Consider the following 17,063-nt stretch of genomic DNA (forward strand, 5'->3'; position numbering starts at 1 on the left):
GCTACCGTTCCGGCGGCGGAGACGGCAAAGTCGGGTGGTGTGAGATCGCGCGGGCGGGGCTGGCGGGATCGTCGCGAGGCTGGTGAACGGCTGGGCGCAGCGGTCCTGGAGCGGCTCGGCGACGCCGGGGAGGCGCTGGTGCTGGGGTTGCCGCGCGGGGGCGTGGCGGTCGCGGCGCCGGTGGCCGCTGCGCTCGACGGCGAGCTGGACGTGCTGGTGGTGCGCAAGGCGGGCGTGCCGTGGCAGCCGGAGCTGGCGCTGGGGGCGGTGACGGCGTCCGGGCATCGGGTGGTGAACAAGGCGGTGGTGCGGGGCGTCCGGTTGCGGCCGGCCGAGCTCGAGCAGGTGTTCCGCCGGGCACAGGAGGATGCGGAGGAGAAGGAGCGCCTGCTGCGCGGCGACCGCCCCCCGCCGCGGCTGGAGGGGCGGACGGTGGTGCTGGTGGACGACGGCATCGCGACGGGCGCGACGGTGCGGGCGGCGACCGAGCTGTTGGTGACGGCGCGGCCGCGGCCGGGCCAGGTGGTCGTCGCGGTGCCGGTGGGGCCGAGGGAGACGGTGGAGGAGCTGGAGCGGGTGGCCGACGCGGTGGTGGTGCTGGAGCGGCCGGTGACGTTCCAGGCGGTCGGTGAGTGGTACGTCGATTTCACTCAGGTCGAGGACGCCGACGTCAGGGCGCTGCTGAAACCGTGACGGTGGTCACGATGGCAACTTATGGGCCGGTTCGCGCGTCTTGCTACAGAGGTGGTTACGCGGAGGTCCGGCTGAGCCGGGCCGCGGTGTGATTATCCTGGCTTCGGCGGACAGAGCGGATCATGAGTGCTGACGACGTGAGAGCGAGGAGGGGTGACCGGCCGGTGCAACGCGCCCGACGAGCTCAAGGGGCTCGCCGTTCTCGGCTGCAGACGCGCCGGGAACAGCGCAATCAGCGCTACGGCCGCTTCATCGGACTCACCGCTCTCGGGTCGCTGATCCCCGGCACCGGGCTCATCGCCGCCGGCAAGCGCCGCCTCGGCACGACCGTCCTGGTCATCCTCGCCGCACTCGCCATCCTGGCGCTCGCCGTCGTCGTGCTGATCCCGCCGACGGAGCTGGCGTCGTACGGCGGCGACCGCCAGATGATGCTGATCCTCGGGACGGCGCTCGCGGCCGGCGCGGCGGCCTGGCTGCTCATCGCCGTCGGCAGCCACCGGTCGCTGGAGCCCGACGGCCTGCCCGCCGGCAAGCGGCTGGCCGGCGCGCTCGTCGTCGTCCTCAGCGCGTCGGTCGTGGTGGCGCCGCTGGCGGTCGGCTCGCGGTACGCGTTCACCCAGCGCGACCTCGTCGGCAACATCTCGTCCAGCGGCGGCAGCAACACCACACCCGACGTCGACGTGTCCGACCCGTGGGCCGACAAGCCGCGCCTGAACGTGCTCTTCCTGGGCGGCGACGCCGGCGAGGGCCGCACCGGTCTTCGTCCGGACACCCAGATCGTCGCCAGCATCGACACCGAGACCGGCGCGACGACGATGATCTCGCTGCCGCGCAACCTCTCGCAGATCCCGTTCCCCGAGGGCACCCCGCTGGCCGAGGCGTACCCGAACGGCTTCACCGGCAGCGGCGACCCGCTCGAGTGGATGCTCAACGCCGTCTACGCCAACGTGCCGCGCGACCACCCCGACGTGTTCGAGGGCGTCGGCGACCCCGGCGCCGACGCGACGAAGTGGGCGGTCGAGGGCGCGCTGGGCATCGACGTCGACTACTTCATCATGGTCGACCTCGCCGGCTTCGAGGCCGTGGTCGACGCGCTCGGCGGCATCACCGTCAACGTGCCGCGCGACATCCCGTGGGGCAACAAGAGCCTTCCCGACGGCAGCTGCACGCAGGCCAACGGCTACATCGAAGAGGGCGACAACCAGCTGCTCGACGGCTTCCACGCGCTCTGGTTCGCCCGCTCACGCTGCGGCAGCGACGACTACGAGCGCATGGAGCGGCAGCGCTGCGTCATGAACGCCATCGTCGACAAGGCCGACCCCGCCACGCTGCTCAGCCAGTACCAGAGCCTGGCGTCGGCGGCCGGCGACATCATCACCTCCGACGTGCCGGCCGACCTGTTCCCGGCGTTGATCGAGCTGATGGTGAAGGTCCGCACCCAGCCGCTGGAGAGCCTGACGCTCGACAACGAGTTCTTCGGCAGCATGGGCACGACGTCCAGCGACCCCGACTACGACCAGCTGCACGCGCGCATCCAGGAGATCCTGGCGGGCACTCCGGCCACGCCCGACGCCGGTGAGACGCCGCCGGCCGACGAGGACACCACCGAGGCGACCGGCCAGAACGCCAGCAGCGAACGCTCCGGCGCCGCCGTCGAGCAGGCCTCCGGCGAGGCCGAGGAGCCGGCCGAGGAACCGGCCGACGAGCCCACCGACGGCGCGACGGACGAGCCCGCGGCCGACGAGCCGGTCGACGCCGGCGCGGTCTGCTGACTCACTCGTACAGCACGTAGTCCGGCGTCGGCACCAGCGCCAGCACCTCGGCGGGCGTCATCAGCGGCCCGCGCTCCGCATCCTCGTCGAAGAACAGCTTGAACCCGGCGGCGACGTGCGGCGGCTTGGTGCCCATGAGCGTCGTCCAGGTGCGCTCCTTGTCGGCGCGGCTGCCGATGCCGTCGACGCTCTTGACGGTGACGACGCCCGGGTGCGGCCGCAGCGCCGCCTCGTCCGCGACGACCGACGCGTGCAGCTGGTGGAACACCATGACCTTCTCCGGCAGGTCGTGCTCGGTGACCAGCGCCGACAGGTAGGCGGCGACGGAGTCCAGTTCGGCGCCGGTGGTGCTGCCGAAGACGTCGCCGGGGACCTCGTCCGGTCCGACCGCCCACTCGGGGTCCAGCGCCAGCCCGACGTCGGGCTCGCTCAGCCACGGTTCCAGCCGGGTCACCTCGTCGAGGAAGCCGGCCCGGCCGGGCTGGACGTTGAGCAGCAGCAGCGCCCCGTGCCGCCGGGCCGCGTCCAGGTACGCCGTGATGACGTCGTCCGGCTCGTGCGTGCGGTACAGCCCGTCGGCGGCGGGCGAGTCGTGCGCGATGACGGTGATCAGCTCGAAGACCGGCAGGACGGTGCGGCCGTCGCCGTCGTACTCGGCGGCGACGGCGTCGATCTGCTCGGCGGCCGCGTCCAGGCCGTCCGGGGTGAGCCGTCCGAACGCCGGGGAGCGGCCGCCGGCGAAACCGACGAGGCGGTGCTCGGGCAGGATCGTCGTCCCGCCGCCCGGCAACGTGGGCGACGGCGTGGGTGACGGCGTGGGCGTCTGGTCCGGCGGGGGCGACGCGGGCTCCGACACGGACGGCGTCGTCGGCGTGGGCCGGCCGCCGGCCGCGCCGTCATCGTCGTCGGCGCAACCGGCCATCGCCAGCGCGGCGATCGTCAGCAGGAGAACAGCTCTACGCACTCCTGCCTAGTGTGCCGGATCAGGCGAGATCGTCCTGGCCCGAGAGCGGCCGGTAGCCGCGGTCGCGGTTGAGCCGGCCGCGCAGCTCGCGGGCCAGCACCCGCGGCTCGACGTCGATGGACGCGGTGCGGATGAGGCTCTGCCGCCCGCCGGAGAGGTCGACGGAGACGATGGCGCCGTCGGTCTGCACCTTGCGGACGTCGCGCCACGGCACCCGCCGCCCGACGCCGAACCCCGTCGCGTTGACGAAGCCGTCGTCGTCGAGCACCAGCCGGGTGCCGCGACCGAGCACCCGCAGCACCCCGACCAGCAGGATGACCAGCGACACCGCCGCGGCCAGCGCCAGCAGCACCAGCAGGACGGCCTGCAGCCAGCCGGGGAGGTCGACGGCCAGCACGACGGTCAGCGCGATGGTGACGAGACCGAGACCGGCGGCGCCGACTCCGACGCCGCGGACCGCGAGCTGGGTCGGTGGGCCGTAGACCGTGCGTGTCACGGACCCAGTGTGTCACGCGAGCGCAGGTCAGCCCGCGTGGAGGTCAGGCCGTGGAGGCCATGCGGGCGCGGTTCTCGGCGATGATCCGGCACAGCGGGCAGAGGTCGAGCCCGTGCAGCCGGCTCCAGCCGGAGAGCGTCGCGCGTGCGTGATGTGGCGTCGATCCGAGGTTCCCCAGGTCGCCGCATTGATCGCAGACGATGGCCACCCGTGTGCTCATGGTCTCCTGCCTGTTCGTCGTGCGCCGCCCCCGGCGCTTCCCACCCGTCTCCAGGATGCCCGACGGACGGCGTCGCGGTGGGCCGAAACGATCAATTGGCGGTGACGGCGGCGAGGATGGCCGCGATGCGGTGTGCCGGCAGCTCGACCAGCGACGACTCGAGCACGTGCGGCGGCAGCCCGGACGCGTTGACGATGCGCCGCGCCTCGTTCTTGGTGAGCGGCTCGCCGCCCGTGCGCCGGCCGGCCTTGACCAGGGCGTCGCGCCAGGCAGAGCCGAGGCGCCTGTGCGCGGCGTCGAGCAGGAATCGCCGGGCGACGTCGGCGGGCGGGAGATCGGCGGCGTCGACGGCGACGGCCTCGACGATCGCGTGTTTCGGGTCGGGGGTGCTGCGCCGGAACCGCAGCCGCCACTTCGCGCCGACCAGCCGCTGCAGCTCCTGCTGCCCGGCCTGCGACGTGACCGCCGGGTGGGTGTTCTGGACGGCGAGCGCGAGGCGCCGTACGTCGAGCGCGAGCAGGGTGCGCAGCAGCCAGGTGTTCGGGTCGCCGACGAGGTGGACGGCGACCGCGGCCGTCCGGGCGTGCGGGATGGCGGCTGCGGCCCGGCCGGCGAACACGTCGCCGAGCGCGATGCCGCCGGGCGGTCGCCGCAGCGCGACGACGGCACCGACGTCCAGCGACTCGGGTCCCGCGGCGGCGTCGAGCAGCGCCGTCATGACGTCGTGGGTGTCGGGCCGGCCGCTCTCCAGCGACTGTGGCCCGTGCGTGTAGATGGCCTCCTGGGTCGCCCGCGGCAGCGCCTTCCACGTGGCCGCCGTCGGCTGGAGGACGTAGAGGTCGCTGGCGCTGCCGATGGCCTGGGCGCCGTCATAGCGGTTGAAGTGCGGCAGCATCGCCTCGGTGACCAGCGACAGGCCGACCAGCTCGCGCTGCACCTTGAGCCCGAGCGCCGGCTGGTGGCGGCCGTGGCCGTAGGCCAGGACCAGGCGGCCGTTGGCGTGGTCGCGCAGGCTCTCGAGGCCGCGGGTGAGGAACAGCCGGACGCCCTCGGGGGTGTACGGCGGATCGGTGACGACGAGGTCGCCCACCTCGCGCGCGACGGACGGCAGCCCGGCCCGGAAGTCGGCCCACACGGTGCGGATCGGCAGGCCGAGCGCGGCGGCCCGCTCGTCGACGTACGCCAGCAGTTCCTCGTCGAGGTCCGCGACGACGACGTTCACCCGCGGGTTGACCAGGCACAGCGCGATGGACGTCAGGTCGTGGTCGCCGACGCAGACCAGCGTCGCGCCGTCGAGGTCGTACGTGGCGTCGAGCCACAACGCCCGCCTCAGCGCGGTGACGGGCGTCGCGGGCACGTGGTCGAGCGCCTGAACCGCGGCCGGCGCGGCGGCGATGACCTCCGCGACCCGGCTCGCGACATCGCTGCCGGGCAGCGCGTCGACCGGGCCGGGCAGATCGGGCTGCGGCAGGCGGTCCAGTCCGAACCGGTCGCGGTAGGCCGCCCGCGCGCCGTCGCGCACCGTGAACCGTCCGCCGTGCGTCTCGAGGTCGCCGCCGAGCGCGTCCAGCAGCCGCTCCACCTGACGGCGCGGCACCGCGGCCCGCCGGACGAGGTCGTCGAGCGGCGCTGACCCGGCGACGAGCGCAGCCAGCACCTCACGCAGCGGGCGCGCGCCGACGCCGAGCCCCGACACCAGGTCGGCGACACGGTCGATGGCGTCGGCGTTCAGCGGGTCCAAGCGGAGGGCATGGGATTCGAACCCATGAGGACGGAGAGGGCCCCGCCCTAGAACTTTTCAAGAGTTCCCCGTTCGGCCACTCCGGCAGCCCTCCAGGCAGGTGCAAGTGTGCCACGTCCGGCGTGTGGCAGCATCGGGCCGGTGAGCGAGGCCGAGACACCGTTGCCGGGTGGCCGGGTGGGCGGCGCCGTGCGGGTCGGCGACACCGTGCGGCGGCCCGCCGGAGCGTGGACGCCCGCCGTCCATGCGCTGCTGGACGGGTTGCGCACGGCCGGTCTCGACGGCGTCCCTCCGGTGCGCGGGGTCGACGAGCGGGGGCGCGAGGTGCTCGGGTGGATCCCGGGCCGTTCGGTCGCGCGTGACGAGGTGGTGAGCTCGGCGCTGCTGGCGGACGGTGCCCGCTGGCTGCGCCGCTTCCACGACGCCGTCGCCGGGTACCGGCCGGACGGCGAGGTCGCGTGGCGGCATGGGAGACGGGCGCTCGCTGCCGGAGAGATCGTCTGCCACAACGACCCGGCCGCCTACAACTGGATCGTCGACGGCGACCGCGTCGTCGGCGTGGTCGACTGGGACATGGCCGGCCCGGGCGTCGCGCTGGACGACCTGGCGTTCCTCGCGTGGATGTCGGTGCCGCTGCGTCGCGCCGATGTGCCGGTCGACGTCGCCGCGCGCCGGCTGGCACTGTTGGCCTCCGCCTACGGCGACGTCGCGCCGTCGGCGGTGCTGGCGCACGTGCAGGTGCGGATGGGGATGGCGGTGGACCGCATCGAGGCCGGCCAGCGTCGTGGCGACCCGGGGCTGCTGAACCTCGCGGCGATCGGCGAGCCGGGTCGCACGCGGGCGGCGCTGGTGGACCTGGCGGCGCGGGAGCCCGCGATCGTGGCCGCGCTCCGCGCCGGGTGATCCAGCCCGCCCGGCTGGGAGGGGGCCCACCCTACGGGCGGGCACTGACAACGTCGGCTGATCGCGTGCTCAACGGTGGCTATGGCGCACGTCAGGGGCGGCGGGCCCGTGGTGGCCGGGCCCGGGGGTCAGGGGCCGGTGGCGGCGGGGCGGTCGGGGTCGGCGGACCATTGGGACCAGGAGCCGGGGTAGAGGGTGGCGTCGATGCCGGCGACGGCGAGGGCGGCGAGCTCGTGCGCCGCCGTGACGCCGGAGCCGCAGTAGGCGCCGACGGGGCGGGAGCCGTCGATGCCGAGGGCGGCGAAGCGGGCCCGCAGCTCGGAAGCCGGCAGGAAGCGGCCGGTCGGGTCGAGGTTGTCGGTGGCCGGGGCACTGACGGCGCCGGGGATGTGCCCGGCCCGCGGGTCGACCGGCTCGGTCTCGCCACGGAACCGCTCGCCCGCCCGCGCGTCCAGCAGCACGCCGTCCACGGCCAAGGCGGCGGCAGCGGAAGCGGTCAGCGTCGGCAGCGCCCCCGCCCGCAGGACCACGTCCCCGGCGGGCGGCGTCACGGTCCCGGTCTCGAGCGCCCCGCCGGCCGCCGTCCACGCGGCCAGCCCGCCGTCGAGCAGCCACACGTCCGTCAGCCCGGCCCAGCGCAGCAGCCACCACGCCCGCGCCGCCGACAGGCCGCCGAGATCGTCGTAGGCGACGACGGTGTCGCCGGCGCGCACACCCCACCGCCGCGCGGCCGACTGCAGCACGTCCACCGACGGCAGCGGGTGGCGGCCGGCGGAAGGGGACGGCGGGCCGGCCAGCTCGGTCTCGAGGTCGACGTACGCGGCGCCGGGCAGGTGGCCGGCGAGGTAGTGGTCATGGCCGAAGGGATCGCCGAGCTTCCAGCGGACGTCGAGCAGGACGATGCGCTCCCCCGTGGCCAGCCGCCGCCCGAGCGAGTCGGTGTCGATCAGCACGCTCATGCCGCCCACGCTAGCGCGCGCAACCCACGAGTTGCACAACAGCCACGCCTTGTGCAACTCTGTGGTTGCACGATGAGCGAGGAGGACGGAATGACCGACCGCATCGAACGCGACATCGTCATCGCCGCCGCACCCGAGCGGGTCTGGGCGATCGTCACCCGCGCTGAGCACCTCGGCACCTGGTTCGCCGACGCCGGCGCGACGATCGACCTGCGCCCCGGCGGCGAGCTGACGCTGACCTGGAAGGAGTACGGCGTCTCGCGCGGCGTCGTCGAGACCGTCGAGCCGCACACGACGTTCGCGTTCCGCTGGGCGCTCGACGACGGCGCGCCGGGCGACGGCAACTCGACGCGGGTCGTGTTCACGCTCACGCCCGACGGCGACGGCACCCGGTTGCGGGTGGTCGAGAGCGGATTCGACGGCCTCGCCGGCGGCCCGGAGCAGCAGGCGAAGCACGTCGAGCAGAACACCGAGGGCTGGCGGCTCGAGCTGGACGAGCTGCGCGCCTACGCCGAGTCGCACCCGGCATGACCCGGACGTTGCTCGACGCCGTGCTGGTGGCGCTGGCCGAGCCGACCAGGCGGCAGCTGCTCGACCTGCTGGCCGAGCGCGGCGAGGCGAGCGCCAGCACGCTGGCCCAGGGGCTCCCGGTGACCCGGCAGGCGGTCGTCAAACACCTCGCCGTGCTCGACGACGCGGGCCTGGTGAGCAGCCGGCGGGCCGGGCGCGAGGTGCGCTACCGGACCCGGCCGGACCGGCTGGCGGAGGCGGCCCGCGACCTCAGTGAGCTGGCCACCGCATGGGAGACCCGCCTGGCGACGATCAAACGCCTGGCCGAGGAGGAAGAGGAAGCATGACGTTCGAGGGCAGTGTGAACATCGCCATGAAGATCCCGGCGGCGCAATACCCGGAGACGGTCGCGTTCTACCGCGACGTGCTGGGCCTGCCCGCGAAGGACGTCACCGGCACCGACATCGCCGCCGGGGTGAGCCGCAGCGTCCGCGTCGAGTTCGGGCCGAACGTGCTCTGGCTGGACGAGGTGCCGAACTACAGCCGCTCCGACGTCTGGCTGGAGCTGTCCACCGACGATCTGCCCGACGCGATGCGGCGGCTGGCCGAGGCCGGTGTCGTGGCCCGGGACGAGCTGGAGCCGCTGCCCGACGCCATGCGGGCGCACTGGATCGCCAACCCCGCGGGCGTTGTGCACCTGGTGGCTCAGGCCTGAACGTGCCGGGTCCACGTCTCGTGGGTGGCGATGACCGCCGACGAGTGGGCCCGGCCGTCGGCGCCGCCCACCTCCGGCCGCCCGAGCACCCGCGCGCCGTCGACCTCGAGGGTGGCGTCGGTGCAGAACGTCAGCAGGTTGGTCAGCGTCCACGGCACGCCGCCCAGTTGCCACGACTCGGCCTCGCCGGGACGGGTCTCGACCGGCCGGCTGATCGTCGTGACCACCCGGGTGCCGTCGGCGCCGACCACCTTCGCGCGGGCGTGGTCGGAGCCGACGTGCCATTCGACGACGTCGCATTCGACCGGTTCGCCGATCTCCGGCAGCCCCTCCAGCTCCGGGAACCAGCGGCTGAAGGTGTCGGTCAGCCAGCCGCCGAGCGGCGCGTCAGGGGTGAGCAGCCGGACGACGTCGTCGCCGTCGACCCAGACGAGCAGCGCGAGGCCGGAGCCCTGCACGCTCCACTCCGCCTCCCAGAGCGAGACGAAACCGGCACGGGAGTCCGCGCGCATGAGGGTGGCGCTCGGGTTGGCTCCGATGAACTCGACCGGCATTCAGCCGAGCGTAGTGACGTTGAGGTCGTCGTGTGCGTAGGCCGCGCGAATGATCTTCTTGTCGAACTTGCCGACGCTCGTCTTCGGGATCTCCGGCACGACGGCCCAGCGCTCGGGCAGCTGCCACTTCGCCACCTTCGTGGCCAGGAACTCGCGCAGTTCGGCGACGTCGACCTCTTCGCCCTCCTTGACGACGACGGTGGCCAGCGGCCGCTCGCCCCACTTGTCGTCCGGGACGCCGACGACGGCCGCTTCGGCGACGGCGGGGTGCGCGGCGAGGTGGCCCTCCAGTTCGACCGAGCTGATCCACTCGCCGCCGGACTTGATGACGTCGCGGGCGCGGTCGGTGAGCCGCAGGTAGCCGTCTGACGTGACGGTGCCGACGTCGCCGGTGCGCAGCCAGCCGTCGTCGAAGCGCTCCTCGTCGTTCTCCTGGTAGTACGAGCCGGTGATCCAGGGCCCGCGGACCTCCAGCTCGCCGACGGACTCGCCGTCCCAGGGCAGCAGCTCGCCGTCCGGGCCGACCAGCCGCGCCTCGACCGGCGCGGCGAACCGGCCCTGGGTGAGCCGGTAGCCGTCGACGTCCTCGTCGGCGGCGTGGGCCGGCGGCCGCGAGAACGTGCCGAGCGGGCTCATCTCCGTCATGCCCCACGCGTGCAGGCCGGTGATGCCGCGGGCGTCCAGGCCGCGCATCAGTGTCTCGGACATCGCCGATCCGCCGACGACCAGGCTGGTCAGCGACGAGATGTCCACCTCCGGGTGGGCCTCGAGGTACTGCAGCAGCCCGACCCAGACGGTCGGCACGCCGGCGCCGATGGTCGGCCGCGCCGCCGCGATGAACGCGGCCAGCGGCTCCGGCGCGAGGAAGCGGTCCGGCATGGCCAGCGACGTGCCGGCGGCGAACGCGGCGTACGGGAGCCCCCACGCGAGAACGTGGAACTGCGGGACGACGGTCAGCAGCAGGTCGCGGGCGGACAGGTCGAACAGGTCGGGCATCGCCTCGGTCAGCGCGTGCAGGTAGATCGACCGGTGGCTGTAGACGACGCCTTTCGGGTGGCCGGTGGTGCCGGACGTGTAACACATCGCGGCGGCGGCCCGCTCGTCGACGTCCGGCCAGTCGTACGTCACCGGCTGCGCCGCCAGCAGCGACTCGTAGTCGTGCACGCCGACGCCGGTGCCCTCCAGCAGACCGCGGTCGGCCGCACCCGCGACGATGACATGGCGCACCGGCTTCAGCGACGGCAGCAGCTTGGCGAACCCGGGCAGCAGCGAGCCGTCGACGATGACGACGCGGTCGGCCGCGTGGTTGGCGGTGAACGCGATCTGCTCCGGGAACAGCCGGATGTTCAGCGGATGCAGCACCGCGCCCATCGCCGGCACCGCGAAGTACGCCTCGACGTGCCGGTGGTTGTTCCACATGAACGTCGCCACACGGTCGCCGGGCCGCACGCCGAGCGACGAGAGCGCTCCGGCCAGCCGGGCCGCGGCCCGGGCGACGTCGGCGAAGGTCGTCTCGTGGACACCGGACCCGGTGTCGGTGGCCGTGACCACGCGGCTGCCGCCGTGGATCGTCGCACCGTGCTCGAGCAGCCGGCGCACCTGCAGCGGAACGTCCATCATCGTGCTGGTGATCACGGAGACCTCCCCATCGAGGACCCGGCGACGCCGTGTCTGTCGCCCATACCCTGCCGCAGGAATGTCACCGGCGGAAGCCTTGATCGCTTCCGGATTAACCGCCTCGTAACGGCAGGCGCCCACCTGGCGAAACGCCCCGCGACCACGCTGCCCGCATGGATACCGGAGACACCGCGTGGATTCTCGCGTCCACCGCACTGGTGATGCTGATGACCCCCGGCCTCGCGCTGTTCTACGGCGGCATGGTCCGGGCGAAGAGCGTCGTCAACATGATGATGATGAGCTTCGGCGCGCTCGGCGTGATCAGCGTGCTGTGGGTTCTGTACGGGTACTCGATGGCCTTCGGCACCGACCTCGGCGGCGGCCTGCTGGGCGATCCGGGTGAGTTCTTCGGCCTGTCCGGCCTGATGAGCCCCGACGCGCTGTCCGGCACGATCCCGTCGATGCTGTTCGTCGGGTTCCAGGGCATGTTCGCGGTCATCACCGTCGCGCTGGTGTCGGGCTCGATCGCCGACCGCGCGAAGTTCTGGACCTGGCTGCTGTTCGCCGCGGTCTGGGGCACGCTCGTGTACTTCCCGGTGGCCCACTGGGTGTTCGCGTTCGCCGACGGCGACGGCGGCTGGATCGCCGACCGCCTGCTCGCGATCGACTTCGCCGGCGGCACCGCGGTGCACATCAACGCCGGCGCGGCCGGTCTCGCGCTGGCGTTGGTGCTCGGGCGGCGCCGCGACTTCGCCAAGGGCGCGCACCGTCCGCACAACCTGCCGCTGGTGATGCTCGGCGCCGGCCTGCTGTGGTTCGGCTGGTTCGGCTTCAACGCCGGGTCGGCCGTGGGCGCCAACGGCGTCGCGGCGGTCGCGCTGGTCAACACCGTCGCGGCGACGGGCGCGGCGATGCTGGCGTGGATCGTCGTCGAGAAGCTGCGCGACGGCCACGCGACGTCGCTGGGCGCGGCGTCCGGCGTGGTGACCGGCCTGGTCGCGATCACCCCGGCGTGCTCGGCGCTGAACCCCGTCGGGTCGCTGATCCTCGGTGTCGTGGCCGGGGCGATCTGCTCGCTGGTGGTCGACCTGAAGTTCCGGCTGCGCTACGACGACTCGCTCGACGTGGTCGCGGTGCACCTGGTCGGCGGCCTGGTCGGCACCATCGCGATCGGCTTCCTGGCCACGGCGGACGCGCCGGCCGGAGTCGACGGGCTGTTCTTCGGCGGCGGCGTCGACCAGCTGTGGCGGCAGGCCGTCGGCGCTGGTGCGGTGCTGGCCTACTCGTTCGTCGTCACGTACCTGATCGGCCTCGTGCTGCAGCGCACGATCGGGTTCCGGGTGGACGACGACCACGAGGTGGTCGGCGTCGACCGAGTGCACCACGGCGAGTCGGGCTACGAGATCGGCTCCGACGAGGTGTCGGAGGACGTCGTCACGGCGTAGCTGTGCTTACGGTGTGCCGATGCAGACTGCAGAACTCGGCACCCGGGGCACGGCGTGGTCGCCGGAGACCCGGCTGTACTCCGACGGCGTGGTCATCGGCACCGACGGCGCGCCGCTGATCGTCCCGCCGCACAGCGGGCTGCGGCGGCTGCCCGGCACCGGCTACCTCGACCCGTCCTCCGGCGCGCTGCCCGGCGCGGCGGTCCCGACCGGCGACGAGGCCGACGCGGCGCGTGAGCTGCTGGCGGCGACCGAGCTGCCGGGCCGGGGCACGCCGTACCAGGCGATGGCCGAGGAGGCGCTGATCGACATCGGCGTGCTGACGTTCGCCAACGGCGCCGCGGTGGCGGCCGGCAGCCCGTACTGGCGCTACGTGTGGCCGCGCGACGTCGGCTACATGGCCGCCGCGCTGACGGTGTGCGGGCGGCCCGAGCCGGCGTTCGCGCAGCTGGCGTACGTGGCCGCCATGCAGGAGCAGGACGGCACCTGGCAGGCGCGCTACCTGCCCGACGGCTCGCGCGGGGTGCCCGACGACCGCGGACTGCAGCTCGACGGCATCGGCTGGACGCTGTGGGCGACGTGGCTGTGGGCCGGCGCGACGGGTGGCGCCGTGGGTGCGCTGGCGCCGATGGTCCGCTCCGCCGTCGACGCCGCTCTGGCCGCGCTGGACCCGTCGACCGGGCTGCCGCGCGTGTCGCAGGACTTCTGGGAGATGGACCTCGACGAGGCGACGCTCGGCTCGGCGGCCCCGCTGCTGCTCGGCCTGCGGGCCGGTCGTGAGCTGCTGACCCTGCTCGGCGGCCCGGACGACGCTCGGCTCGCGGCCCGGGCCGCCGACGGCGCCGAGCGGCTGGCCGCGGCGGTCGCCGGCGGGTTCGGCGCGCACGGCTACGCACGGCGCATCAGCGGCGCCGGCGGCCGCGACGCGTCGGTCGCGTTCCTGCTGCCGCCGTTCGCTCCCGCCGACGACGCCGTCGCGGCGGCCTGGCGTTCCGCCGTCGACGCCACCAGCATCGGCAACGGCGGGGTCCGGCCCGGCGAGGAGTGGACCGACGTCCTCACCGCGTGGACGCCGCAGGTGTCGCTGCACGCGCTGACCGCCGCGTCGACCGGCGACACCGCGCTGGCCCACCGGCTGCTCAGCTGGCTCGACCTGCGCCGGACCGCCCTCGGCGCGCTGGCGGAGAAGGTCACCGCCGACGGCCGCCCGTCCGCCGTCGCACCGCTCGGCCTGACCGGCGCCACCGTCCTGCTGGCGCTGGCCGCCCTCGACGGACGGCCGTTGCCGGTGCCTCCACACTGACGCGGCAGCGGGAGATACTGGACCATGCGCCGGCTGCGGTTCGTCCTGGTCCTCGTCGTCACGGTGCTGCTGGCCGGCATCGCGGCCACGGTCGTGGCGCTGACCACGGACGATGACGACGACGTCGCGGGCGGCGACGGCGCCGGTGCGGCGGCGCCCGACCTCAGCGCCACCGCCGAGATCCGCCGCTCGTTCAACCGCTCCGGCCTGGTCGTCATCGCCGTCACCAACCACGGCGCCGAGCCGGTCACCGCCACGTCGGCGGAACTGCTCAGCGACTCGTTCGAGGCCACCGGCCCGCAGCCGCGCGACTCCACCATCCGGCCCGGCGACATCCCGGTGGACCTCCAGGTCGAGTACGGCCCGGCCCGCTGCCCCGACGGCATCGACTCCGCGGCCGCCCCGTCGCAGGTCCGCCTGACCACCCGCGTCGGCGACGGCGACGAGCACGAGCAGGTGCTCGACCTCCCGCACCCCAACGGCACGCTCGACCGCCTGCTGCGCACCGACTGCCGCGACGCCGCGCTGGCCGAGGCCGTCACGCTGGCGATGGGTCCGCTGGAGCCGCGCGCCGACGGCACCCTGACCGGCGTCCTCACCGTCACCCGGGTCGACGGCGGCACGACGCCGGCGACCATCACCAACACCCGCGGCAGCGTGCTGTTCACCATCACGCCCGAGGCCGACACCGCGCTCCCGCCCGGGCAGCTGCGTGTGGTGGCCGACGTGCTGCGCTGCGGCGGCCACGCCATCGGCGACGCGAAGCGGCCGTACGGCTTCACCGCGTGGATCGACCTCGGCGACGGCGCCGAGATCCCCACCGCGATCCCGGTCGACGACGCCCACCGAGCGGCGCTCGACGCCATGCAGCCGGTCCGCTGCGCCGGCAAGGACAACGACATCTGAGCCGGTTGTCGAGAGCACGACGCCGGCTCCGACTCACTGCCGAGAACGCCCACGAGACGGGAGCGACCCGATGAAGTACATGTTGATGATGTTCGGCGACACCGAGTCGATGCAGGCCACAGCCTCGAAGGAGTGGATCGAGGAGATGATCGGCTTCATGGTCCAGCTCGACAAGGACCTCGAGGCGTCCGGCGAGCTGGTGTTCCAGCAGGGCCTCGCCGACCCCGGCGCCGCGAAGACGGTGCGGCTGCAGGACGGCCTCCCGGTCGCCACCGACGGTCCGTTCGCCGAGGCGAAGGAGTCGCTGATCGGCTTCTGGGTGGTCGACGTCGAGAGCGAGGAGCGGGTGCTCGAGCTCGCCGGGCAGATCGTGAAGTACTCCGGACGGCTCGAGGTCCGCCCGGCGATGGACGCCCCGCCGGACCTGTGACCGACCCCGCCGTCGAGGACCTGCTGCGCGCCGCCGCGCCGCAGGTCCTCGGGGTGCTCGTGCGCCGGTACGGCCAGTTCGACGCCTGCGAGGACGCCGTCCAGGAGGCGCTGCTGGCCGCCGCGACGCAGTGGCCGGCCGACGGCGTTCCGGACAGCCCGAGCTCGTGGCTGGTGACGGTCGCGTCGCGCCGGTTCGTCGACGAGGTGCGCAGCTCCGAGGCGCGCCGTCGCCGCGAGGAGACCGTGGCCGCACTCGACCTCGTCGAGCCGGGCGAGGTGGAGCGCGCCGACGACACCCTCACGCTGCTGTTCCTGTGCTGCCACCCGTCGCTGGCGCTGCCCGCCCAGCTGGCGCTGACGCTGCGCGCGGTCGGCGGGCTGACGACGGCGCAGATCGCGGCCGCGTTCCTGGTGCCCGAGGCGACGATGGCGCAGCGGATCAGCCGGGCCAAGCAGAAGCTGCGGGCCGGCGACGCGCGGTTCGGCCCGCCGCCGCCGGAGCAGCGGGCCGAGCGGCTGCGCACCGTCCTGCACGTGCTCTACCTGATCTTCAACGAGGGCTACACCACCAGCTCCGGCCCGGCGGCGCAGCGGACCGACCTCACCGCCGAGGCGATCCGGCTGACCCGGCTGCTGGTCCGGCTGACGCCCGGCGACGGAGAGGTCACCGGGTTGCTGGCGTTGATGCTGCTCACAGACGCCCGCCGGGCCGCGCGCAGCACGGGTGACGGCGTCCCCGTCCCGCTGGCCGAGCAGGATCGGTCGCGGTGGGACGCCGCCCAGATCGCCGAGGGCGTCGCGCTGCTCACCGGCGTGCTCGGCGGCGGCCCCGTCGGCCCGTACCAGCTGCAGGCCGCCATCGCCGCCGTCCACGACGAGGCGCCGACGGCCGACGACACCGACTGGCCGCAGATCGTCGCGCTCTACGAGGTGCTCGAGCGGGTGGCGCCCGGCCCCGTCGTCACGCTGAACAAGGCCGTCGCCGTGGCGATGGTGCACGGGCCGCGGGCCGGGCTGGCGCTGCTCGGCACGCTCGACGCCGACGACCGCATGGCGCAGACGCACCGGCTCGACGCCGTCCGTGGTCACCTGCTCGAACTGGCGGGTGACCCGGACGGCGCCCGTGCGGCGTACTTGCGCGCGGCGCGGCGGACGGCGAGCGTGCCGGAGCGGCGCTACCTGACGCTGCGCGCCGCCGGCGTCACTTGAGCACGCGGTAGCGGACATGCGTGGCGGCGTCGGTCGGCACCGTCTCGACCTGCTCCAGCTCGATGTGCTCGGCGCCGGTGCGGCCGAATAGCCGGACGCCGTCGCCGAACACCACCGGCACGATGTGCAGCGAGATCTCGTCGACCAGCCCGGCCGCGAGGTACTGCCGGGCGACGTTCGCGCCGCCCATGACCGCCACGATGCCGTCGCCGGCCGCCGCGCGGGCCTGCGCGAGCGCATCCTCGATGCCGGTCGTGACGAAGGTGTAGACGCCGTTCTCCGGCGACTCCGCCGGCGCCTCGTGCGTCAGCACGATCAGCGGCCGCCGGGCCGGTCCCGTCGGGCCGTCGGCGCCCCACCAGCGCAGCGAGTCCTCGTAGTTCTTCCGGCCGGTGATCAGGGCGCCGAGCCCGCCCACCGAACGCTCGGTGTACTCGCGGTTCTGCTCGTCGCCGAACGCCCAGGCGTGCAGGCGCTCGCCACCCTGGCCGAGGGGCTGGTCGGGGGTCTGCCCGCCCGCCGTGATGAAGCCGTCGAGGGAGATGCTGATGTCCAGTACGAGTGTGTTCATGCCCGTGTAACGACACCCCGGGCGCGGACTCATCGGTGCGGGGCGAACGACTT

Annotated in this window: 18 protein-coding genes, 1 tRNA gene and 1 pseudogene; 11 read left to right on the forward strand and 9 right to left on the reverse strand. The window is 73.9% G+C overall.

Annotation, left to right across the window (positions count from 1 at the left end):
• Positions 1-39: 39 nt before the first annotated feature.
• Together BLU82_RS29945 and BLU82_RS29950 are read left to right on the forward strand one after the other, a co-directional pair.
• Positions 40-693, forward strand: a complete 654-nt coding sequence (locus tag BLU82_RS29945; protein WP_197682564.1) for a phosphoribosyltransferase — start codon at positions 40-42, stop codon at positions 691-693.
• Between the two features lie 164 nt (positions 694-857).
• Positions 858-2,465, forward strand: a complete 1,608-nt coding sequence (locus BLU82_RS29950) for an LCP family protein (RefSeq protein WP_157741351.1) — start codon at positions 858-860, stop codon at positions 2,463-2,465.
• Between the two features lies 1 nt (position 2,466).
• On the opposite strand, the gene BLU82_RS29955 is transcribed toward BLU82_RS29950, so the two are convergent.
• The 5 genes from BLU82_RS29955 to BLU82_RS34515 form a co-directional block, all read right to left on the reverse strand.
• Complete coding sequence (locus tag BLU82_RS29955; protein ID WP_092624513.1) at positions 2,467-3,429, reverse strand: hypothetical protein; 963 nt, start codon at positions 3,427-3,429, stop codon at positions 2,467-2,469.
• Positions 3,430-3,448: 19 nt separating this feature from the next.
• Entirely contained in the window at positions 3,449-3,925 is a 477-nt protein-coding gene (locus BLU82_RS29960) for a hypothetical protein (protein ID WP_069109464.1), read from the reverse strand.
• A 43-nt stretch (positions 3,926-3,968) separates the two neighbouring features.
• Complete coding sequence (locus tag BLU82_RS34510) at positions 3,969-4,145, reverse strand: hypothetical protein (RefSeq protein ID WP_157574569.1); 177 nt, start codon at positions 4,143-4,145, stop codon at positions 3,969-3,971.
• A 91-nt stretch (positions 4,146-4,236) separates the two neighbouring features.
• Positions 4,237-5,886 carry a bis-aminopropyl spermidine synthase family protein gene (locus tag BLU82_RS29965; protein WP_197682565.1) on the reverse strand — a complete coding sequence of 550 codons (1,650 nt, stop codon included), beginning with the start codon at positions 5,884-5,886 and terminating at the stop codon, positions 4,237-4,239.
• 1 nt (position 5,887) lies between these two features.
• Positions 5,888-5,980 (reverse strand) — tRNA-Ser (locus BLU82_RS34515).
• Positions 5,981-6,027: 47 nt separating this feature from the next.
• On the opposite strand from BLU82_RS34515, the gene BLU82_RS29970 reads away from it, so the two are divergent.
• A complete protein-coding gene (locus tag BLU82_RS29970; protein WP_092624514.1) occupies positions 6,028-6,789 on the forward strand; it encodes a phosphotransferase in 762 nt (253 codons plus the stop codon).
• Positions 6,790-6,917: 128 nt separating this feature from the next.
• Here the strand turns inward: BLU82_RS29970 and BLU82_RS29975 are convergent.
• Positions 6,918-7,742: pseudogene (locus tag BLU82_RS29975) on the reverse strand (sulfurtransferase); the annotation flags it as partial.
• Positions 7,743-7,838: 96 nt separating this feature from the next.
• Between BLU82_RS29975 and BLU82_RS29980 the strand changes: the two are divergent.
• Genes BLU82_RS29980 through BLU82_RS29990 form a run of 3 tightly spaced genes read left to right on the forward strand, consistent with a single transcriptional unit; the run spans position 7,839 to position 8,973 of the window.
• Positions 7,839-8,279 carry an SRPBCC family protein gene (locus BLU82_RS29980; protein ID WP_092624515.1) on the forward strand — a complete coding sequence of 147 codons (441 nt, stop codon included), beginning with the start codon at positions 7,839-7,841 and terminating at the stop codon, positions 8,277-8,279.
• On the forward strand, positions 8,276-8,605 hold the full coding sequence (locus BLU82_RS29985; RefSeq protein ID WP_092624516.1) for a helix-turn-helix transcriptional regulator: 330 nt from the start codon (positions 8,276-8,278) through the stop codon (positions 8,603-8,605). Before BLU82_RS29980 ends, BLU82_RS29985 begins: the two co-directional genes overlap by 4 nt.
• A complete protein-coding gene (locus tag BLU82_RS29990; protein WP_092624517.1) occupies positions 8,602-8,973 on the forward strand; it encodes a VOC family protein in 372 nt (123 codons plus the stop codon). Before BLU82_RS29985 ends, BLU82_RS29990 begins: the two co-directional genes overlap by 4 nt.
• Here BLU82_RS29990 and BLU82_RS29995 read toward each other — a convergent pair.
• Both BLU82_RS29995 and BLU82_RS30000 read right to left on the reverse strand, forming a co-directional pair.
• Positions 8,964-9,527 carry a hypothetical protein gene (locus BLU82_RS29995; protein WP_069109471.1) on the reverse strand — a complete coding sequence of 188 codons (564 nt, stop codon included), beginning with the start codon at positions 9,525-9,527 and terminating at the stop codon, positions 8,964-8,966. The two genes, BLU82_RS29990 and BLU82_RS29995, sit on opposite strands and share 10 nt — an antisense overlap.
• Complete coding sequence (locus BLU82_RS30000) at positions 9,528-11,159, reverse strand: long-chain fatty acid--CoA ligase (RefSeq protein ID WP_092626524.1); 1,632 nt, start codon at positions 11,157-11,159, stop codon at positions 9,528-9,530.
• A 158-nt stretch (positions 11,160-11,317) separates the two neighbouring features.
• Between BLU82_RS30000 and BLU82_RS30005 the strand changes: the two genes are divergently transcribed.
• The 5 genes from BLU82_RS30005 to BLU82_RS30025 all read left to right on the forward strand — a co-directional run bounded on the left by BLU82_RS30005 (position 11,318) and on the right by BLU82_RS30025 (position 16,439).
• Entirely contained in the window at positions 11,318-12,589 is a 1,272-nt protein-coding gene (locus BLU82_RS30005) for an ammonium transporter (RefSeq protein ID WP_092624518.1), read from the forward strand.
• Positions 12,590-12,608: 19 nt separating this feature from the next.
• Positions 12,609-13,892, forward strand: a complete 1,284-nt coding sequence (locus BLU82_RS30010; protein ID WP_092624519.1) for a hypothetical protein — start codon at positions 12,609-12,611, stop codon at positions 13,890-13,892.
• A 24-nt stretch (positions 13,893-13,916) separates the two neighbouring features.
• Positions 13,917-14,798, forward strand: coding sequence for a hypothetical protein (locus tag BLU82_RS30015; protein ID WP_092624520.1), 882 nt, complete (start codon positions 13,917-13,919; stop codon positions 14,796-14,798).
• Between the two features lie 70 nt (positions 14,799-14,868).
• Entirely contained in the window at positions 14,869-15,228 is a 360-nt protein-coding gene (locus BLU82_RS30020) for a YciI family protein (protein ID WP_092624521.1), read from the forward strand.
• On the forward strand, positions 15,225-16,439 hold the full coding sequence (locus BLU82_RS30025; protein ID WP_092624522.1) for an RNA polymerase sigma factor: 1,215 nt from the start codon (positions 15,225-15,227) through the stop codon (positions 16,437-16,439). The genes BLU82_RS30020 and BLU82_RS30025 overlap by 4 nt, the downstream gene beginning before the upstream one ends.
• On the opposite strand, the gene BLU82_RS30030 is transcribed toward BLU82_RS30025, so the two are convergent.
• A complete protein-coding gene (locus tag BLU82_RS30030) occupies positions 16,432-17,010 on the reverse strand; it encodes a dihydrofolate reductase family protein (RefSeq protein ID WP_092624523.1) in 579 nt (192 codons plus the stop codon). The genes BLU82_RS30025 and BLU82_RS30030 overlap by 8 nt on opposite strands.
• Positions 17,011-17,063 lie beyond the last annotated feature (53 nt).

Origin of the sequence: Jiangella sp. DSM 45060 (assembly GCF_900105175.1) — a bacterium.
In the GTDB taxonomy this organism is placed as follows: domain Bacteria; phylum Actinomycetota; class Actinomycetes; order Jiangellales; family Jiangellaceae; genus Jiangella.

Coding starts and splice junctions, on each gene's coding strand:
- BLU82_RS34510 (WP_157574569.1), bottom strand. CDS start 4,145: ATGAGCACACGGGTGGCCATCGTCTGCGATCAATGCGGCGACCTGGGG.
- BLU82_RS29980 (WP_092624515.1), top strand. CDS start 7,839: ATGACCGACCGCATCGAACGCGACATCGTCATCGCCGCCGCACCCGAG.
- BLU82_RS29985 (WP_092624516.1), top strand. CDS start 8,276: ATGACCCGGACGTTGCTCGACGCCGTGCTGGTGGCGCTGGCCGAGCCG.
- BLU82_RS29990 (WP_092624517.1), top strand. CDS start 8,602: ATGACGTTCGAGGGCAGTGTGAACATCGCCATGAAGATCCCGGCGGCG.
- BLU82_RS29995 (WP_069109471.1), bottom strand. CDS start 9,527: ATGCCGGTCGAGTTCATCGGAGCCAACCCGAGCGCCACCCTCATGCGC.
- BLU82_RS30005 (WP_092624518.1), top strand. CDS start 11,318: ATGGATACCGGAGACACCGCGTGGATTCTCGCGTCCACCGCACTGGTG.
- BLU82_RS30010 (WP_092624519.1), top strand. CDS start 12,609: ATGCAGACTGCAGAACTCGGCACCCGGGGCACGGCGTGGTCGCCGGAG.
- BLU82_RS30015 (WP_092624520.1), top strand. CDS start 13,917: ATGCGCCGGCTGCGGTTCGTCCTGGTCCTCGTCGTCACGGTGCTGCTG.
- BLU82_RS30020 (WP_092624521.1), top strand. CDS start 14,869: ATGAAGTACATGTTGATGATGTTCGGCGACACCGAGTCGATGCAGGCC.
- BLU82_RS30030 (WP_092624523.1), bottom strand. CDS start 17,010: ATGAACACACTCGTACTGGACATCAGCATCTCCCTCGACGGCTTCATC.